Raw genomic sequence first — 17224 nt, 5'->3', positions numbered from 1 at the left:
GACTTTTGCTAACGAAAGCCAAGATAAGAACAGTTCTTGATACGATGGGAGAGATGTTTCCAGATGCCCATTGTGAATTGAATCATTCTACTCCATTTGAGCTTGCTATTGCAGTTGTATTATCAGCTCAATGTACAGATGCATTAGTAAACAAAGTTACTCCTGGTTTATTTGAAAAATATAACGGTCCTGAAGACTTTCTTCAAGTACCCATAGAAGAACTCGAGAACGATATAAGAAGGATCGGCTTATTTCGAAATAAAGCAAAAAATATAAAAAAGCTTGCCAGAACGGTTGTTGAACAATATGGCGGTTCTCTTCCTGAATCGAGGGAAGAGCTAATGGAGCTCTCAGGTGTTGGAAGAAAAACGGCTAACGTCATTGCTTCAGTAGCTTTTGATGTTCCGGCGATCGCCGTGGATACCCACGTTGAGAGAGTGAGCAAGAGGCTCGGTATATGCAGATGGAAGGATTCCGTTCTAGAAGTTGAGAAGACGCTCATGAGAAAAATTCCAGAAGAGGAGTGGTCCGTTTCTCACCATCGTTTTATTTTCTTTGGAAGGTACCATTGTAAAGCTCAATCTCCGCAATGTGAAATTTGTCCACTTCTCGAGCTATGCCGAGAAGGACAGAAGAGAATGAATCAGCGTGCTCGGAAAGGCAAATAGATTTTATGTATTATTACAATGAATTAATAAACAGAACTAGTTAGTCTTTAAATCAAATAAGTATAAATAAAGCCCAATCTGCATTGCAGATTGGGCTTTAAAGCTATTCTTCCTCATTAGGTGGTGTGCTGGCTGGTGGAGCGTTTGAACCTGTGTTTCCTGTGTCACCAGGATTATCAGTCTCAGATCCAGAATCATTGCCAGATCCAGAACCGTCACTAGAACCGTTCCCAGACCCGTTACCAGGATTTTCTCCAGAACCATTGTTTCCTTGATCCTGGCCTCCGTTACCACTTTCATCAGTGTTGCCACTTTGGTCGTCAGCTGGAGGTTCTTCTTCTCCCTGATTGTCACCACTGTTTCCGTCTCCAGCATCGCTATTTTCATCATTACCTTCGTCCGGCGGTGTTTCACTATCTTCGTTTGTATCTTCTTCTGTAGGCTCCTCAGGTTCCTGTTCTTCTTCTTTAGGAACTGATACGGATGTTTCAGCCGGCTTCGTTGATACTCCTGAGTCTGAAACGGCTGTTACTTTAAATTTATATTCGCTACCTTTTTGGGCATTTTCTAACGTAAATCCAGTATCTCCTGTTTCGGTCACCCCTTGATAACCTCCACCATTTACAGCCATTTCCACTTTATAAGTGAAGCTCTTATCTTCACCAGGCTGCCATGATAGTGAAATGCTATTGGAGTCAGCATTATACTTTCCAGAAAGTCCTTTGACGCCGTCTGGTTGTTTGTACTTATCAGAAGTCTTTTCTGGCGTACTACCTTTTACAAATAGCTCATAGACGATCTGATCCTTTGGCGTGTAGTCACTTGGCAATAGACCAGTGCTTTTCTCAACGCCAACCTCTACGACCGAGTCGGGCTTCTGGAAGTCGGCAGTATTAATACCTTCAGATACTTGGCTCATAATTTCTTTGAAAAGGAGCTTGGAAGTATCATCTTCGCCTTTGCTAGAATCTAAATAGTGCTTATTTGGTTCGTTAAATCCTGTCCATACTGCCATGGAATACTCCGTAGTATATCCAGCAAACCAGGCATCTCTTACAATACCTGATGTAGGGAAGCCTTGTGATTGAACGACTTCTTGAGGATGGTTTGTCGTACCCGTTTTACCAGCGACAGGTAGACCGGAAATTTTAGCATCTGTTCCAGTTCCTTCGTTTACGACGGATTTAAGCATATCGCTAACCATGTAGGCTGTGTAATCATTCATTGCCTTTACTGGTTCAGGTTCGATGTTAATCTCTCTTCCGTCAGGAAAGACCACTTTTCGTACCGTGTGAGGCTCATTATACGTTCCACCGTTACCGAAAGCAGCATAAGCACCAGTCATTTGAAGGGGAGAGGTGCTAAATGTTCCGATAGCAGCAGTAGGTACCATGTCTTCATCTTTCAAATCCATACCAAGCTTGTTAGCAAACTCTTGAGCAGGTTTTTCACCAATCTCAAGGAAGGTGTTAACAGCCGGAACGTTATAAGACATCTCGAGAGCACGTCTCATTGATACTTGACCACGATACTCGCGGTCCCAGTTACGAATATTAGCGTCACCTATTTTTAGAGGCTCGTCTTTAATGGAGCGGCCAGTTGACCACTGCTCGGTATCAATTGCAGGGCCATAAGCAACAATCGGTTTAGCGGTTGATCCTGGCTGAAACTTCCCTGTCGTTGCGTAAGTAATTACGTTCTCATCTTTACGTGTTTCACCAATGGCTCTAATCGAACCAGTCTTAGTATCCATCAGGACTAGCCCTGATCGCATATCTTCATTCGAATAAGGATAGTTTGCAATCACATCAGTTGTTATATCTTGAGCGCGCGTATCTAGGGTTGTGTAAATTTCAAGTCCCCCTGAGTAGATATCCTTTTCAGAGATATCATCACGTTCTCGTAGTTCTTTCACAACCTGGTCCATGAAGACTTTATATTGATCTGTTTCTTTATCTTCTGTTAATGCAACAACCATGTCACTAACTTTTTCTGCTTGATATTTGTCAGCTTCTTCAGCTGTAATAACGCCCTGTTTTTCCATCAAGCTAAGCACAACATTTCTACGCTGTTCTGCCTGATCAGCGTATTCATATGGGTTATAGTAGGTAGGGCGCTGCGGAAGTCCTGCTAGTAGTGCTGCTTCGCCAGGTGTTAAGTCTTCTTCAGTAATGTTTTTGCCAAAATAAGTTTCGGCTGCATCCACAACTCCCCATGCACCATTACCGAAATAAATTTTATTTAAATACATTTCTAAGATCTGATCTTTTGAATATTCTTGTTCAAGCTTAATGGATAGATAAGCTTCTTGAACTTTTCGTTCTAATGATTTTTCAGATGTTAAGAGAGAGTTCTTGATGACCTGTTGTGTAATCGTACTAGCACCCTCAGCGCCAAACCCTTGCGTAATATTTGCAAGAACAGCTCCGCCAATTCTTCGTGGATCAATTCCAAAATGGTCATAGAAACGAGTGTCTTCAACAGAGACAAAAGCATTTTTTAGAATATCCGGAATCTCATCAATTTTAGCGACTTCTCTTGCATCGGTTCCTGCGAGAGTTTGAACTTCTTCATCCTTTTTATCCAGTATGATGGAGGACTGTGGATTCGTAAGCTTTTCTGGATCTAGCTCTGGTGCATTGTTGATATAGGCAATTGAGGTGATTCCCCCAGCAACTAAACCAACTAAAAACAAAACAACGAGGGTTAGAAAGATTTTTTTGAAAATACCTTTCTTCCCAGCTTTCTTCGGGGACTTCTTTTTCTTGTCATTTGATTTACGTCGTTCTTGACGTGATTGATATTCACTCATGAATATTCCTGCCTTTCAAGCCTGTACTGTTAATAGGATTCGAATGAACCCTTCATTTTATGAATTTAAACCAGTTGTTTAATAACTGAAGTACATTTTATCAATAATCTTGATATAGTCAATGCGCGGTTGATAGGTATAAGGAATATGCGTTCCCTGCTTTTCAATCTCCTCTTTTCTAATGGATTTTCTTCCGCCAATTTTCATTGTTTCCCAGTGGGAAAAGAGCATAGCGGCATCCATAAGGAACACTTCGTCAGTGATTGAAAAACGTAAAAGCACAAAGCAGATTCCGTTGTGCTCATGAACTTGTTTCATATGTTCAATTTGATGTTCATGAAAGTTACTTAATGGAAAAGCTGTTTTGTTTTTTGTTTCCTTCGCTTCAAAATCCACATACCTTCCTTTGTAAACGCCATTATAATCAGTCGTAGATGCCTGCTTAAAGTAGGCCTCCTTTATCACGGCTGCGCTTCGTTTGGGATAATCAACGTTAACAATTTGAACAGGCGTAGGCTTTTTGTGTATAACAGCTTTGCCTGTTGAGAGATAATACGTATTACTATGATTAATATCTTCCTCTAATGTCATACCACGGTTGCTGTATGTTTTTTGTTTCTGATTTGCTAGCTGATTCTGAGCCGAAGGGACGTACGGCTTTCCGTTCGGATATCGAATCGGCACGTTAACCATCCTTTCTATATAAAAGGTGCACTGAATCTATTTTACTTTACTTATTACGAGTTGTACGACAAAAATGTTTCAAGCAGGTGAAAAAAATTGTGGAGAACGTCACGAAAACAATCACAAAAGCGATAGAAAAATGGAACATTGACAATATTTCACGTACCGTATTTTATCAAGATTTTTTCAATCGGAATCCAGAAATAAAATGGTCGTTCCTTGCCGCAATGGTTTCTAGGAATGCCGGTTGGAGTATGACTGACTTACAAGGAGAATGGTTTCCTAAGGCAATAAAGGAAGAGCAACTAATGAAGTTATTCCTCACATATGAACGAGCTAATTGGATCATCTTTGCAGACGCAGCCCCACAGCTATTGCTCTATGAGCTAGGTAAGAAAGCAAGCACTTCCTTCTTCCATTTTGGTAGAGATCTTGGAATATCGTGCTTTATGTTAGAAGAATGGAAAACTTTTCTTGAGTTAGGTGATCAGGATCGTTTAATGACGGCGTTAATTATTAATGAGCAGCACGTGATTGAAGGACCGCTTATGGAACATCATTTATATGCTAAGAAGGTATTTCATTCATTGCTATTCACCATTCAAGATTGGTTCCATTTTAGCACAGTTCTTTTTCCGACAGTGAGGGGAGAGCTATTTGGTTTATCAGTTAGTGGTTTTCGTCATACCCGTAACCGAATTAAGCTAGGAAAAAGCTTAGCTAAGCTCCTCTTTCATCCTAATTATTTTAGTGCATTTTATCATTTTGCAATGAAAGTTGCTCCAACGGGATCACGCTACGATTATGAAAGGTTCATGGGGAAGAGAAGAGAGGGACCAATGTTAAGACAGGTTTATCCAATTATTCCTCATCATCAACAGGATAAGAAAGATTGGTTTAGAGGTCAATTACTAGTAAAAAAAATGATGAAAGTTGAAGCGGAATTACCAGATAAAGTTCTCATTTCAGATTGGTATGAAAGAAAGAGAAGTCAGATCAGAATTGCGATGGAAGTGGAAAATCTGCTCATACAAAAAAGCAGGAAATAGCCCTGCTTTTAAGTGGAAGGTCGATCTGGTCCTTCCATTTTCTTATTTCCATATCCAGTTCTAGTTTCTTCCTGAGTTTTGCCTTTACGTTTTGTTTGATCAAGTTTTTGCTTTTTGGTCATTATACTGACACCTCCTTACTTTAGTTTGAGCAGATGTTACAAAAACATTCCTATTCATTGTCGAAATCCTTTTCCTTTAGCATTAAACCACTACCTTTGCCGAAACCGTACTAGTTTTGTCAACGAAGAAGGCAAATAAAAAAGAAAGGCGAATATTACGTATACAAACTAACAGGCGAAGGCCTGAGAATGACAGAAGGGATGGGATTGCATGTTATTAAAAACAAAGCAAGTTTCGGATGAACTTGGTGTAAACCCTACTACTGTTCAGCGTTGGGTTAAGTATTTTGACCTATCATGTGAGAAGAATGAACTTGGCCACTTTTTATTTTCTAATGAAACACTTGAGGAGCTAAAATCGATTAAAAACGATTTAAGAAGGGGTTACTCAATGGAGAAAATTAAATCAGCTGGTAAAAACAATTCAAAAGTTGCAATGGTAACACCGGAACGATTTGAGCAAAGGTTAGATCGCTTCTCAGTAAGGCTAGAACAGCTTGAGCGACAGTTAGATGAAAAAGCTAATGAGGTTATCACCGTTCAAGTACTTCAGCATCGATCTGAACTGGAAGAGCTAGTCAAGAAAGTTTCTTCGTTAGAAGAAAAATTATCTGAGCTTGAGGATCATACTTCGATACAAGAGGCGGTAGGTCAGTCGACGGGCAAAGGCAAGCGTCCCTGGATCATGAGTTTATTCAGTTTCTAGAGATCTTTACGTTCCCTTCTGACCTTATGTCCTAAATGGATATAAGGTTTTTGTATGTGTTTGGTGACCAGTGAGTATGGTAGGATAAGGGAGTAGGGGTGAATGAAATGGAAGATACACAAAAATTATTAAAGCTAACAAAACAGCTAATCACAATAAATGAAGAAGCGAGAGTACAATATACTACTCGCACACATCTTGATACGTACAAAGTTAACTTCTATGAAGAAGTGAAACCTTTTGCCGATCGAGCACTTGAGATTTTGAAGGTATGGGAACCATTAGCAAGAGCATGGGTAATGGAAAACAAGCCTAAATATTTATATCCAATTCAAATTAAAAACACATTCGAAAATATAGAAATGGTTTCAGTTGTGGCGTGGCAGAAGGATACTGGACCTAAGAAATTTAATGAGCGTGTCCAATCTGTTGAATATGTACTTGAAAAAATAATTGAGCAAGTAACATAACGAGCTTGATGCTCGTTATTTAATGTATAATTTCACATACCATACTAAAATGAATAAATTTCCCTTTTTTTGAGTAACACTAAAGAAAAAGGGAGTGAGTTTATGACTGCGTATTTGTGCCCACGATGTAAAACCAATCGAATGAGATTTAATAAAATTGAGCAAAAAGCGACTTCAGTTAAATTAGATCCTCAATCTGGAGAAGTGATGTCTATTATAGAAGAGGGAAAAGCTGATCCATTCCATATGGTTTATAAAGGACCAAGCATACGAGTTCAATGTGGGGCATGTGGCGAAATTGGAGACGAAGAAACCTTTATTCAATTTGCTCGATCACATCCACGTGCTAATTCTTAATGACTTTTCCCTCCTTTATTCATGATATAGTGAGAATGTAAGGAGGGGGACAGGATGTTTGATCCAACTATATATGAGAATGTAAAAGTAGTTCTTGAGGGAGAGCTATATGATCGAGATCTTGATGGTGAGATCTCCATCATCAATCGAAAAGATCTGGTTGATTTAGCTTGTCTTTCAAGAAAGTATCAAGTAGAGTTTAGTGAAAATGAACATGTGAATGTAACGATTGAACTTTTTGCTGATCTAGCTAATTTCAGTGCGGAGCAGCTTAAGCTAGAGCATGTTCAAGCAGGATGTGAAATCAAAATTCTGTTTGATGTTGCCATATCAGATGCAGAGGACTGTGAACAGATTGAAGAAGATATCCGAAGTATTTGGGGTTATCGACCTGCTATCCGACAAACGATATCTTTCCCATACGAGGATGCGGAACAATTAAAGACTCACATTGTTTTAGAATTTAACCGTCGAATTAATGAAGATCAAATAAGTGATCTTTCGGAGTTAATTGCACATGCTGTACAAACTTCAACATTACTTGGAGAATAAAGAAGAAGGCGGATTGCTCCGCCCTCTATATCCATACTATGCAGTTGGTGATTAGTAGCTTCCGCCGCCCATTTGCTGTTCAGCCATTTGGACAAGGCGCTTAGTGATTTCTCCTCCAACAGAACCGTTAGAGCGAGCAGTGGAGTCTGGGCCAAGTTGAACGCCGAATTCGCTAGCAATTTCGTACTTCATTTGATCTAAAGCCTGTTGTACACCAGGGACTACCAGATTGTTTGAGCTATTGTTGTTTGCCATGTTGTGTACACCTCCTTGACTAATATAATGCTCAGGAGTAAAGAATGATATACAATCTTAATATAGGAACTTTTTGGTAGTTACGGAGACGTTCATTTTTCTGAAAATTTAGAGGGTTCTGTATTTGGGTAACGAATATGTTATTTAGAGACTAATGAACTGGAGGGATATAAGAATGGATCGCTTTATTACTAAGACAGGATTTTATCAAAACCTCGATAAAAGAAGGTTGGAATATTGGTTGGTGATATCTGAAGAAAATAAAGTGCTTGTATCCTGGGTCTGCTGGAGTGCCCCTCAAACCATGGTAGAGCAGTGGAAAGGATCGTATGCTTCTTAACTAAACCGCCCTGAGCGGTTTTTATTATGGTTGAATTTATTTTTACTTCTATCAAATTCAGGATTCACAAATAAAAAAGAAAATGAAAAATTAGTTCATTCCAATACTTTTATATTAAAAGTTGTTAGAGAGGGTATAAAGAAATAAGTATTTTCTGTTTTACCACTCTTAGCTATAATAGAAAACGGATCAGGTCTTTTATACTAGACAATGTATGAAAATATGGAACGAACAGTTTAAATAGCATTTAAAAGAAAGAGGAGCTTCCATGATTCTAAAACACTATTCGAATCTTATAATGGTCATATGTTTAACTGTAAGCTTATTTCCATCAGTAACGCAAGCACAGGAACTACCAAATGTAAGAAGCGAAACCGCTATACTGATCGATGGCAAAACAGGACAAATTCTTTTTAATAAGAATGGCAATGACGAAATGTACCCGGCGAGTATTACGAAAATTGTGACTGCATTTATGGCTGTTAAATCCGGAGAGATGGATGATATGGTAACGGTAAGCGAGCGTGCACGTAAAGCAGATGGTACTAGGGTGTATTTGAAAGAAGGAGAAATCGTTTCGTTAGAAAAATTAGTTAAAGGAATGATGGTTAATTCCGGAAATGACGCTGCAATCGCTATAGCTGAGCATTTAAGTGGAAGCGTGGAATCGTTTTCTGAAGATATGAACGAATTTTTACGTGAAGAAATTGGTGTCAAAAATACGAATTTTGTTAACCCAAATGGACTTTTTAATGAGAATCATGTAACGACTGCAGAAGATATGGCTAGAATAACACAGTACGCCATGAAAAATGAGCAGTTTCGATCTTTGATAGGAATCAAAAAATTAGAATGGGTTGGTGAAGATTGGGAAACGACGCTTATTAACCATCATCGACTCTTACTCGATTATGACTTTGTTACAGGTGGAAAAAATGGGTATGTCTCAGAGTCTGGCTTCACTTTAGTGACAACCGCATCAAAAGACGGTCAAGAATTGATTGCTGTTACGATGAAAGCAAACGATGATCAAATCGCTTATCAGGACACATTATCCATGCTTAACTATGGGTTTAATGCTTTCACGCCAGTTGAGTATAAGAAGGGGACTGATTTAGGAGTTGGAAATAATGAGGAATATAGTCTTTCTGAGGATATGACCCTTTATCAAGTTGGAGATGACGAGCTAGATCTTACCATATCTGATAACAATATTCTTGAAAGTAAAGGGGCTTCATATGTTTCCATTCTGGATGCTGATTTTCTTGAAGTGAATTCTTTAGAAGAAGACAAAGGTGCGACAATAGTGGAAAGTGAAACAAAACCAGCAGCAAAAGTAAAAGATGAAGAAACAGCATCATTGCTGTCTAGTGAAAATATTTTCTATTTTGGGATCGGCGTTTTTGTGGTAATTTTACTATCTTTATTTTTTGGAAGAAGTCACTCTTCTCAAAAAAGACATCGAACTTTTCCTTAAAATCAACTTTCAAACCTAACATTGAAAATTAAAAAAGGACCTCAGGGTCCTTTTTTAATTTTCAAGAAAGAACGATAGCTGTTTGACAGAGGTCATTCCTTGTCCAACTGAGGAGGCAATACTTGATAACAGCGGTCTAGTGCAAACATCTCCTGCAGCATAGACGAATGGCAGAGATGTTTCACCATAAGAGTTGCATCGAATGTATCCTTCCTGATCGACGTCAATGCCATCCTCGTAAGGTTCAGTGTTTGGTTTAACACCAATTCGAATGAACAGACCATCAACCATCATTGTAAAGTGATGATCTTCGTCAGCGAGGAATAGTTTCTTCTTTCCTTTTCCATCTATTTTTGTAATAAACGTTTTTGTTAGTATGTCGATGTTTGGGTGGAGCATGACAGGTTCTTTGTATTCCTTACGAGCTTTAAAACAATCAGAACGATGTATTAGTGTAACTTGAGAACCAGCTTCAGCAAGAAGAAGAGCTCCTTCGAATGCGCGGTCTCCGCCCCCGATTACAGCAACATGTTTGCCTTTGAATTTCAATTTATCTCGAGTTGCCGAGTATACTTCTTTTTGCTCGATCATTTCTTGTTCACCAGGAACATCTAGCCTACGTGGGGAAGACCCTGAAGCAATAAGCAAAGAGCGAAATATATATGAATTACCTTCTGCTGTTTGAAGTATCCGATTAGTCCAATCGATCGACTTTACGCGAGTGTTTGTAACATAATCGCACATGATTTCCTCAGCATGTTTTATGAACTGTTCCTGTAGAACCTGACCGTTTGCAACCACCATACCTGGGTAGTCTACAATTTGATTATAGATTGTACTTAATTGCCCCCCAAGGCTATCCTTTGCTTCAAGCAATAAATGATTAATGCCTAGTCTTTTAGCCCATATTCCAGCAGAAATTCCAGCGGGTCCTCCACCGATTATTAGCAAATCTGTTCGTTGAGTCACCACCGTACCCTCACTTCCATGTTGAAAGCCATTCTTCAAATTCCAACCAGTTATTCACGCGAGGGACGTCGACATATTGATTATAACGATAGTTCATCGCAATGGCCATTCTCCCTGAATTTTTAAATGCGATGAGGTTGTGTGGAGCATCATCAAATAATAAATCTCCGCGAATCATTTCTTTTCTATGCGAGAAAATCAAATTTCTTTTGCCGATAAACGGAAGGTGTTTTTCTACCCATTGTTCTTTTTCAGTGTAAGCATATGTACGGCTACTCGTGACAATCATAACATCATACACGGATGAAAGACGTTCCAATACTTCAATAGCATGTGGTAGAGGCTTGAGTTCAAGAAATAGACCTGGCTGATCAAGGTATTCATAAATTTTAGCTCCACACTCATTTTTTACATAGTCTTCAGATCGCCAGCATTCAAGTTTCTCAACAGACAAGTCGTCATTGTAATCATTATTGTATCTCTGGTGCCATTCAGACATAAGGTCACATATAACCGAGTCCATATCGATTAATAAGGTTTTCATTGTCTCACTTCTTTCATCATACATTCTTTATCACTATAACAGGCAAAGTTAATTGGAACAATTGTTCAGGAAAGGACATGGAACGAACGTTCTTGATTTTTGACTCATCAAAAAATGAATGAACTATAAATCGAAAATTAAGCTAACATAGCGTAACTAAAAAAAGCAAGAACCAAGTGGCTCTTGCTTGTTAAAAACTAACATTTAATAAAAGCTGTTCCTACTATAATAAGCAGGATAAATAGTACAACAATTAGCGCAAAGCCGTTTCCAGCTGGTCGGTGACAAGGCATGCCGTAAGAAGCTCCAGCTACTGGTTGGTAAGGCTCATTTCCGTATGGTGCATTGTTTGCATGATACATATTAGGTCCCCCTTTAAATTCTCTTTCTTTACCACTGTATGTTTCCGTCTAGAAAAGATATAGGCAGGAGCGGAGAGGAACCTAAATTAGGTGAATGTCCCATGTGAATTTCTTATGAACTAATGCCTTTGTCTTTCGTTTGGGCTTGCTTTAAGAAATTTAATTTGTAGTCATCTGTTAGTTCTTTCACTTCCTTACTAAGGAATAAGATCGCAATAACGTTTGGGATAACAAACAAGGCGAGTGTAATGTCGACTAGCTCCCAAACAAATTGAAGTCCTCCAATAGCTCCAACAAAAATAGAAATAATATAAACAAATCGCATTACTCTAGAAAAGGGTGTGCCAAATAAGTATTCAGCTTGTTTCTCACCATAAAAGACAAGGACACCTATCGTACTGATAACAAAAATCAATAGGAGGGAAGAAACAAAGATGGGGCCCCATGTAGCTCCCATTAGTCCAGAGAAAGCATCTGAAACCATATCAGCTGCATTTGAGGGTTTAACGTCTTTCCAAGCTCCTGAAAGAAGCACTGTAAAAGCTGTTACTGTGCAGAGAACGATTGTATCGATAAAAACGCTGAAAATGCCCCATAATCCCTGTCTACATGGATGAGGCGTATGTGCTGCAGAATGGGCAATAGACGCCGTACCCATACCAGCTTCGTTTGAATAAAGCCCTCTAGCAAGGCCCCATCTAACAGCTGCAGCAAAACCAGCTCCAGCAAAACCTCCAGCTGCTGAGATCGGTTGAAAAGCATGTACGAAAATAAGGTTCATAACAGCTGGAAACTCTTCTATATTAATCACCATAACGCCGATAGCGCCTGCAATATATGTAAGTACCATGAATGGAACAATCTTCTCAGCTACAGAACCAATTCTACGTATTCCACCGAATACAACAATTGATATAAGGATAATTAATAAGACACCTGTTACCCAAGTCGGTAATCCAAAAGAACTTTCTGAGAGTGTTGAAATGGAGTTGGTTTGGACCATGACACTTGGAATGATTTCAATCATCAGTCCAAAAGCGAATAGAGATGAAGCGAACTTCCATCCCAAGCCTTTTTTTATGTAATACATTGGGCCACCAACATACACGCCATTTTTGTCTTCCTCTCGGTATTTGATCCCAAGAACAATTTCCGAGAATTTTGTAGACATTCCAATTATAGCGACAATCCACATCCAGAAAATAGCGCCAGGTCCTCCAAAAGCGATTGCCACAGGAACCCCAACAATGTTTGTAGCACCTGCAGTAGATGCAAGAGCGGAGGCAAAGGCCTGAAATGGTGATATTGTGCCATCTCCTTTTTCTTTTTTGAAAATTTTACCAATGGTATGTTTTAAAGCGTGGGGAAAAAAGATTATTTGAAAGAAGCCGAGGCGGATTGTTAAAAATAATCCACCGCCTAAGAGTAAAATCATCATAGGATAACCCCAGATGAACGCGGAAAATTCGGTTATTGCATTAAGAATATAGTCCATATCAATCTCTCCCTATAGGTAATACTCATTTAATTATCCATATAAAGGGAGGCTGAAACTCTATTTACAAAATTATGAAAAAATGAGCATAAAGACACAGAGCCGGTTTTCACCGGCTCTGGATTAATGGACCTGGGGAGGCTGATTATTCTGTTGTTGCTGCGGAGCTGTTAGTTGGTTTTTAACTTGTTGAATTTCATTGGTTTGGGCTTTGGCAGCTGGCTGATAATACCCTTTTTGTTTAGCGTATTGATAAAGGTTATATTGTCGCTGCTCATCAGTATTTCTAATTTGTTGAAGAGCCTGACGAAGTTGTTGATTGTCAGCTTGAGAAATGACGCTCCCGTAATTACTTAAGCTGCTGTTCAATACGGATAAATAATCATTTACCATGTCTTTCTCATTCATAAAATCCCTCCTTAATTTAAGAAGCTGATTAATTGTTGTTGTGTGTTACGTGCGTCTTGTGCATCCTTTTGAAGCATTTGCTTAAGCTGCGGACAAGTACAAGATTGGGCATAGGAATCAAGTTTGTTTGCGAGTGTTTCATGTCCGCCGATCATGTGACGCAGGTTTTGAAGTTCAAGTTCGTTCAGCTGAGTCATCCTGTTTCCCTCCTTCATTTCACATAGTATGAATGGAGAAAAACCAAATTATACTCACTTAAGCGATAACATTTCGCTCGTTAGAAAACTGCTGATACGTTTTTTCAATCATAATACTCTTTAGAATTTGGACAACATGATAAACATCTTCAAATGATGAATAGAGAGCAATTGGTGCAAGGCGAATGACGTTTGGTGAGCGGAAATCTGGAATGACGCCTTTTTGTTTTAGCGCTTTGCAAATTCGAGCAGCTTCATCGTGCTCGAGACAAATATGCCCACCCCGTCGATCATCTTCTGATGGATTAGTGATTGTAAAACCATCTTCAGCAAGATTTTCTTTAATAAGACACATTAAATAGTTGGTAAGAGACAATGATTTTTCTCGAATCGCATCTATGCCAGCTTCGTTCATCAATTCCAAAGCTCCTATTAAAGGAGCCATACTAAAAATGTGGGGTGTGCCTATTTGAAATGCGCCAGCGGTTTCAGCATGAGTAAGCGTATGGCTCATATCGAATTGCACTTCTTTCTTGGAACTGAACCATCCAGCAAGACCGGGTCGTCTGCCAAGGTGGTTTTCGTGCACAAAAAGTCCACCAACACCACCAGGGCCACTATTTAAGTACTTGTATGTACACCAAACCGCGAAGTCAACGTTCCAGTCGTGAAGTTTATGTGGAATGGCTCCGATTGAATGAGCTAAGTCAAAGCCAATGATTACTCCTTTAGAATGGGCTGCTTTTGTGATTTTTTCTATATTTAGTAATTGTCCGCTCCGGTAAAGTACGGAAGGGAGGAGAATAAGGGCTATAGTCTCATCGATGGCCTCAATGATATCTTCTTCCAGGATTGTTCTTCCGTCACGGCTCGGAACTTGTACTAGATTAGTTTTAGGGGATAACCCATGGAGTTCAAGCTGACTTTGAATAGCATAAATGTCAGATGGAAATGTTAAAGAATCGGCTAGTATTTTTGTTTTGTTTCCTGAAGGTTTAAAAAAAGTAGCGAGCATCTGATGAAGGTTAGTTGTAATTGAACCGGTAGTAATTGTTTCAGAAGCATGTGAACCGATTAGCGTTGATGTCATCTCACCGATGTTTTCTGCCATATAAAACCAGGGCTGCTTTCCATCAGACCAGCCATCAATTCCATGTTGCTTCCAGTCATCAAGAGATCGAAGAAGGGATGCTTCCGCATTCTTTGATAGAAGACCAAGTGAATTACCATCCAAATATAGCGTATTTGGATTTAAGTAAAACTTATCACGTAAATGGGCTAAAGGGTCTTTCTTGTCGAATTCTTTTGCGCCTGTAATGGACTGTGATAAACTCATATGTAACAGCTCCTTTTCTACAACTTATCGTATGAGAGGGAGAAGAGCATGTCAACGCTTTCACTCTTTGCAAAAGAAACTTTCTACATTTTTTTAGAATAATGATTGACATTTTAAATGATTCAATGGTATATTATTAAACGTCGCTGATGCACAGCACATGCGGGTGTGGCGGAATTGGCAGACGCGCTAGACTTAGGATCTAGTGTCTTACGACGTGGGGGTTCAAGTCCCTTCACCCGCACCATATATTTTTTGCGCCCGTAGCTCAATTGGATAGAGCGTCTGACTACGGATCAGAAGGTTAGGGATTCGACTTCTCTCGGGCGCACCATACATAATTTAAGTGGCGGTGTAGCTCAGCTGGCTAGAGCGTACGGTTCATACCCGTGAGGTCGGGGGTTCGATCCCCTCCGCCGCTACCATATTACAATTTCATCATGGAGGGGTAGCGAAGTGGCTAAACGCGGCGGACTGTAAATCCGCTCCCTCAGGGTTCGGCGGTTCGAATCCGTCCCCCTCCACCATGATTGGGCTATAGCCAAGCGGTAAGGCAACGGATTTTGATTCCGTCATGCGTTGGTTCGAATCCAGCTAGCCCAGCCATTTTTGCGGGTGTAGTTTAGTGGTAAAACCTCAGCCTTCCAAGCTGATGTCGTGGGTTCGATCCCCATCACCCGCTCCATTACATATTGTAGAAGAGTTTTAAAAGCTACTTCACAACCTGATTTTAATCATGGTATACTTTTGTTGAGATGGAATACCATTCATATCGTGCGCCTTTAGCTCAGTAGGATAGAGCAACAGCCTTCTAAGCTGTGGGTCAGAGGTTCGAATCCTCTAAGGCGCATACCCAAAACTCCTTGAATAAGATTACTTATTCAAGGAGTTTTTTTATTTTATTAACGGCACATGTGTGTTTGCACATAGGCTTCATTTCCAATAAACTAGTAATTAATAAATCACTTGGGAAATGGTGACGAAATGAAGCGATATAAAGGAAGAATTATATCTGTTGTAACGTTTTTTATGGCGATTCTATTATGGGATTATTGGCTTTATTCTGTGAATGAAATTAAAATCAATTGGTTAATGGACATATTCTTTACGATCTCAGTTATGGTGATTGTTTGGTGGTTCTCTTCTTATTATGATCGCTCTGTCATACTTCTGTCCAAATTAAAAGATAGTGAGGAAAAATATCGTAAACTATCAGAAAACTATAATAGTGTCATAAACAGCTTAAACGAAGTTGTTTTTCAAACTGGAATAGATGGTAGTTGGATCTGGTTGAATGAAGCGTGGGGTGAGTTAACTGGATACGACGTTCAGGAATCAATAGGCACATACAGCTTATCTTATATACATCCAGATGATCGGCTGAATATACATAAAGAATTATCTCGATTCCAAGATGGCGCAGAAAAATCTAACGTATTTGAATTCAGGGTTCAGAAAAAAGGCGGGGGGTTCGTCTGGTGTGAGGTCTTTATTAAATATGAATATAGCTCTAAAGGAAGATTTGAAGGAATGACAGGAACGATTAAGGATAAAACCTTTAGAAAGCAATCAGAAGAGCGGTTACTTAAAACAAATGAAGCCCTTGCGGTTAAATCTGAAAAGCTAGCATCAGCTGCACAGCTTGCCGCTGGAATTGCTCATGAAGTTCGGAATCCTCTAACATCGGTGAAAGGATTTCTTCAACTGCTTGAGAAGAAGGAATCCACTATGCCGTATTTTGAAATAATCTTTTCAGAAATATCCCGTATCGAATTAGTGCTAAGTGAACTTCTAACGCTAGCAAAGCCGCATAGTACATTATTTACGAATGTTGAAATGAAAGGTTTATTAAAGCAGGTCTCAACCTTGATTGAGTCTAATGCTCTATTGAACGATGTAACATTACAAACGAATTTTGGGAATGAGGAAGCAGTTGTTTTTGCTGATCCTAATCAAATAAAGCAAGTGTTTATTAATCTCATGAAAAACGCTATTGAAGCAATGAGTCTAATGGAGAAATCGAAATATCTTCATGTGAGTATGGATGTTCAAGAGATGTTTATATCTGTAAGGATTACCGACAATGGCGCCGGTATTTCTAAAGAAGATATTGATCGACTAGGGGAACCATTTTTCACAACAAAAGAGAGTGGTACGGGGCTTGGGTTATCAGTTTGTTTGAAGATTATTGAACAACACGGAGGAGAGTTGCTAATAGAGAGTGAAGAAGGGCAAGGTTCTACCTTTGAAATGAAGTTACCTCGTATTATGATAGATCAGCACGTATTGGAATAAAAGGCGAGTGAAACGAAGATTTTACTCGAATGTGCCCGAATCAAGAATCAATAGGATAAGCGAATATAGCTGAAAATCAGAAAAAGACGAACGATACTTGTTATTCGAAGTTGTTTATTCACTTTT

General features: G+C 39.3%; 19 protein-coding genes and 7 tRNA genes. 16 read left to right on the top strand and 10 right to left on the bottom strand.

All coding sequences use genetic code 11. The features are described from left to right. The first annotated feature begins 5 nt into the window (after positions 1–5). The gene (nth, locus tag AC0VYO_RS12855; protein WP_475365362.1) at positions 6–668 is read left to right on the top strand and encodes an endonuclease III; all 663 of its coding nucleotides are present in this window, start codon (positions 6–8) and stop codon (positions 666–668) included. A gap of 103 nt (positions 669–771) precedes the next feature. Here nth and AC0VYO_RS12850 read toward each other — a convergent pair whose 3' ends face one another. After that, positions 772–3480, bottom strand: coding sequence for a PBP1A family penicillin-binding protein (locus AC0VYO_RS12850; protein WP_475367670.1), 2709 nt, complete (start codon positions 3478–3480; stop codon positions 772–774). Between the two features lie 78 nt (positions 3481–3558). Beyond that, positions 3559–4164 carry a Holliday junction resolvase RecU gene (recU, locus tag AC0VYO_RS12845; RefSeq protein ID WP_430243033.1) on the bottom strand — a complete coding sequence of 202 codons (606 nt, stop codon included), beginning with the start codon at positions 4162–4164 and terminating at the stop codon, positions 3559–3561. 86 nt (positions 4165–4250) lie between these two features. Here recU and AC0VYO_RS12840 point away from each other — a divergent pair, with 86 nt between their 5' ends. The 5 genes from AC0VYO_RS12840 to AC0VYO_RS12820 all read left to right on the top strand — a co-directional run bounded on the left by AC0VYO_RS12840 (position 4251) and on the right by AC0VYO_RS12820 (position 7420). Continuing rightward, positions 4251–5213, top strand: a complete 963-nt coding sequence (locus tag AC0VYO_RS12840) for a DUF2515 family protein (protein WP_475367669.1) — start codon at positions 4251–4253, stop codon at positions 5211–5213. Between the two features lie 333 nt (positions 5214–5546). After that, entirely contained in the window at positions 5547–6041 is a 495-nt protein-coding gene (locus AC0VYO_RS12835) for a MerR family transcriptional regulator (protein ID WP_283154077.1), read from the top strand. A 107-nt stretch (positions 6042–6148) separates the two neighbouring features. Further along, entirely contained in the window at positions 6149–6511 is a 363-nt protein-coding gene (locus tag AC0VYO_RS12830; RefSeq protein WP_194221884.1) for a YppE family protein, read from the top strand. Positions 6512–6613: 102 nt separating this feature from the next. Continuing rightward, entirely contained in the window at positions 6614–6868 is a 255-nt protein-coding gene (locus AC0VYO_RS12825; RefSeq protein WP_194221883.1) for a DNA alkylation repair protein, read from the top strand. Between the two features lie 54 nt (positions 6869–6922). Continuing rightward, positions 6923–7420: a hypothetical protein gene (locus AC0VYO_RS12820; RefSeq protein ID WP_475365359.1), complete on the top strand. Its 498-nt coding sequence runs from the start codon at positions 6923–6925 to the stop codon at positions 7418–7420. A gap of 51 nt (positions 7421–7471) precedes the next feature. Here the strand turns inward: AC0VYO_RS12820 and AC0VYO_RS12815 are convergent, their stop codons facing one another. After that, a complete protein-coding gene (locus AC0VYO_RS12815) occupies positions 7472–7675 on the bottom strand; it encodes an alpha/beta-type small acid-soluble spore protein (RefSeq protein ID WP_098443926.1) in 204 nt (67 codons plus the stop codon). A 175-nt stretch (positions 7676–7850) separates the two neighbouring features. On the opposite strand from AC0VYO_RS12815, the gene AC0VYO_RS12810 reads away from it, so the two are divergent. Next, positions 7851–8015 (top strand): hypothetical protein, encoded by a 165-nt coding sequence (locus AC0VYO_RS12810; RefSeq protein ID WP_194221881.1) that lies wholly within the window; start codon positions 7851–7853, stop codon positions 8013–8015. Between the two features lie 268 nt (positions 8016–8283). After that, positions 8284–9492 carry a D-alanyl-D-alanine carboxypeptidase family protein gene (locus AC0VYO_RS12805; RefSeq protein ID WP_430243027.1) on the top strand — a complete coding sequence of 403 codons (1209 nt, stop codon included), beginning with the start codon at positions 8284–8286 and terminating at the stop codon, positions 9490–9492. 54 nt (positions 9493–9546) lie between these two features. On the opposite strand, the gene AC0VYO_RS12800 is transcribed toward AC0VYO_RS12805, so the two are convergent. The 7 genes from AC0VYO_RS12800 to kynU all read right to left on the bottom strand — a co-directional run bounded on the left by AC0VYO_RS12800 (position 9547) and on the right by kynU (position 14803). Next, positions 9547–10461 (bottom strand): NAD(P)/FAD-dependent oxidoreductase, encoded by a 915-nt coding sequence (locus AC0VYO_RS12800; RefSeq protein ID WP_475365358.1) that lies wholly within the window; start codon positions 10459–10461, stop codon positions 9547–9549. A 10-nt stretch (positions 10462–10471) separates the two neighbouring features. Beyond that, entirely contained in the window at positions 10472–11005 is a 534-nt protein-coding gene (locus AC0VYO_RS12795; RefSeq protein ID WP_475365357.1) for a 5' nucleotidase, NT5C type, read from the bottom strand. Between the two features lie 197 nt (positions 11006–11202). Continuing rightward, a complete protein-coding gene (locus AC0VYO_RS12790; RefSeq protein ID WP_370314233.1) occupies positions 11203–11367 on the bottom strand; it encodes a YjcZ family sporulation protein in 165 nt (54 codons plus the stop codon). A 112-nt stretch (positions 11368–11479) separates the two neighbouring features. Continuing rightward, positions 11480–12862, bottom strand: a complete 1383-nt coding sequence (locus AC0VYO_RS12785; RefSeq protein WP_475365356.1) for an alanine/glycine:cation symporter family protein — start codon at positions 12860–12862, stop codon at positions 11480–11482. A gap of 123 nt (positions 12863–12985) precedes the next feature. Then, positions 12986–13270, bottom strand: coding sequence for a spore coat protein (locus tag AC0VYO_RS12780; protein WP_475365355.1), 285 nt, complete (start codon positions 13268–13270; stop codon positions 12986–12988). Positions 13271–13281: 11 nt separating this feature from the next. Next, on the bottom strand, positions 13282–13467 hold the full coding sequence (locus AC0VYO_RS12775) for a hypothetical protein (RefSeq protein ID WP_475365354.1): 186 nt from the start codon (positions 13465–13467) through the stop codon (positions 13282–13284). A gap of 58 nt (positions 13468–13525) precedes the next feature. Next, the gene (gene kynU / locus AC0VYO_RS12770; RefSeq protein ID WP_475365353.1) at positions 13526–14803 is read right to left on the bottom strand and encodes a kynureninase; all 1278 of its coding nucleotides are present in this window, start codon (positions 14801–14803) and stop codon (positions 13526–13528) included. 162 nt (positions 14804–14965) lie between these two features. Between kynU and AC0VYO_RS12765 the strand changes: the two genes are divergently transcribed. From AC0VYO_RS12765 to AC0VYO_RS12730, 8 genes are all read left to right on the top strand, one after another. Beyond that, positions 14966–15050, top strand: a tRNA-Leu gene (locus AC0VYO_RS12765). 10 nt (positions 15051–15060) lie between these two features. Then, a tRNA-Arg gene (locus tag AC0VYO_RS12760) sits at positions 15061–15137 on the top strand. A 14-nt stretch (positions 15138–15151) separates the two neighbouring features. Further along, positions 15152–15228, top strand: a tRNA-Met gene (locus tag AC0VYO_RS12755). A gap of 17 nt (positions 15229–15245) precedes the next feature. Beyond that, positions 15246–15330 (top strand) — tRNA-Tyr (locus AC0VYO_RS12750). A 4-nt stretch (positions 15331–15334) separates the two neighbouring features. Next, a tRNA-Gln gene (locus AC0VYO_RS12745) sits at positions 15335–15409 on the top strand. 5 nt (positions 15410–15414) lie between these two features. Continuing rightward, positions 15415–15488 (top strand) — tRNA-Gly (locus tag AC0VYO_RS12740). 91 nt (positions 15489–15579) lie between these two features. Beyond that, positions 15580–15653 (top strand) — tRNA-Arg (locus tag AC0VYO_RS12735). 134 nt (positions 15654–15787) lie between these two features. Beyond that, the gene (locus tag AC0VYO_RS12730; RefSeq protein ID WP_475365352.1) at positions 15788–17098 is read left to right on the top strand and encodes an ATP-binding protein; all 1311 of its coding nucleotides are present in this window, start codon (positions 15788–15790) and stop codon (positions 17096–17098) included. Positions 17099–17224 lie beyond the last annotated feature (126 nt).

The organism is Anaerobacillus sp. 63XJN7_4_ISO-PGPR-S23-413 (assembly GCF_056173725.1).
The sequence above is the reverse complement of the archived record's forward strand: the minus strand, read 5'-3'. Positions and strand labels throughout refer to the sequence as shown.

Bases quoted from the DNA above. Each gene is read 5' to 3' on its own strand.
- AC0VYO_RS12785 (WP_475365356.1), bottom strand. From the start codon at position 12,862: ATGGACTATATTCTTAATGCAATAACCGAATTTTCCGCGTTCATCTGG.
- AC0VYO_RS12775 (WP_475365354.1), bottom strand. From the start codon at position 13,467: ATGACTCAGCTGAACGAACTTGAACTTCAAAACCTGCGTCACATGATC.
- AC0VYO_RS12825 (WP_194221883.1), top strand. From the start codon at position 6,614: ATGACTGCGTATTTGTGCCCACGATGTAAAACCAATCGAATGAGATTT.
- AC0VYO_RS12810 (WP_194221881.1), top strand. From the start codon at position 7,851: ATGGATCGCTTTATTACTAAGACAGGATTTTATCAAAACCTCGATAAA.
- AC0VYO_RS12790 (WP_370314233.1), bottom strand. From the start codon at position 11,367: ATGTATCATGCAAACAATGCACCATACGGAAATGAGCCTTACCAACCA.
- AC0VYO_RS12730 (WP_475365352.1), top strand. From the start codon at position 15,788: ATGAAGCGATATAAAGGAAGAATTATATCTGTTGTAACGTTTTTTATG.
- AC0VYO_RS12820 (WP_475365359.1), top strand. From the start codon at position 6,923: ATGTTTGATCCAACTATATATGAGAATGTAAAAGTAGTTCTTGAGGGA.
- AC0VYO_RS12795 (WP_475365357.1), bottom strand. From the start codon at position 11,005: ATGAAAACCTTATTAATCGATATGGACTCGGTTATATGTGACCTTATG.
- kynU (WP_475365353.1), bottom strand. From the start codon at position 14,803: ATGAGTTTATCACAGTCCATTACAGGCGCAAAAGAATTCGACAAGAAA.
- AC0VYO_RS12830 (WP_194221884.1), top strand. From the start codon at position 6,149: ATGGAAGATACACAAAAATTATTAAAGCTAACAAAACAGCTAATCACA.
- AC0VYO_RS12805 (WP_430243027.1), top strand. From the start codon at position 8,284: ATGATTCTAAAACACTATTCGAATCTTATAATGGTCATATGTTTAACT.
- AC0VYO_RS12835 (WP_283154077.1), top strand. From the start codon at position 5,547: ATGTTATTAAAAACAAAGCAAGTTTCGGATGAACTTGGTGTAAACCCT.
- AC0VYO_RS12815 (WP_098443926.1), bottom strand. From the start codon at position 7,675: ATGGCAAACAACAATAGCTCAAACAATCTGGTAGTCCCTGGTGTACAA.
- AC0VYO_RS12850 (WP_475367670.1), bottom strand. From the start codon at position 3,480: ATGAGTGAATATCAATCACGTCAAGAACGACGTAAATCAAATGACAAG.
- AC0VYO_RS12780 (WP_475365355.1), bottom strand. From the start codon at position 13,270: ATGAATGAGAAAGACATGGTAAATGATTATTTATCCGTATTGAACAGC.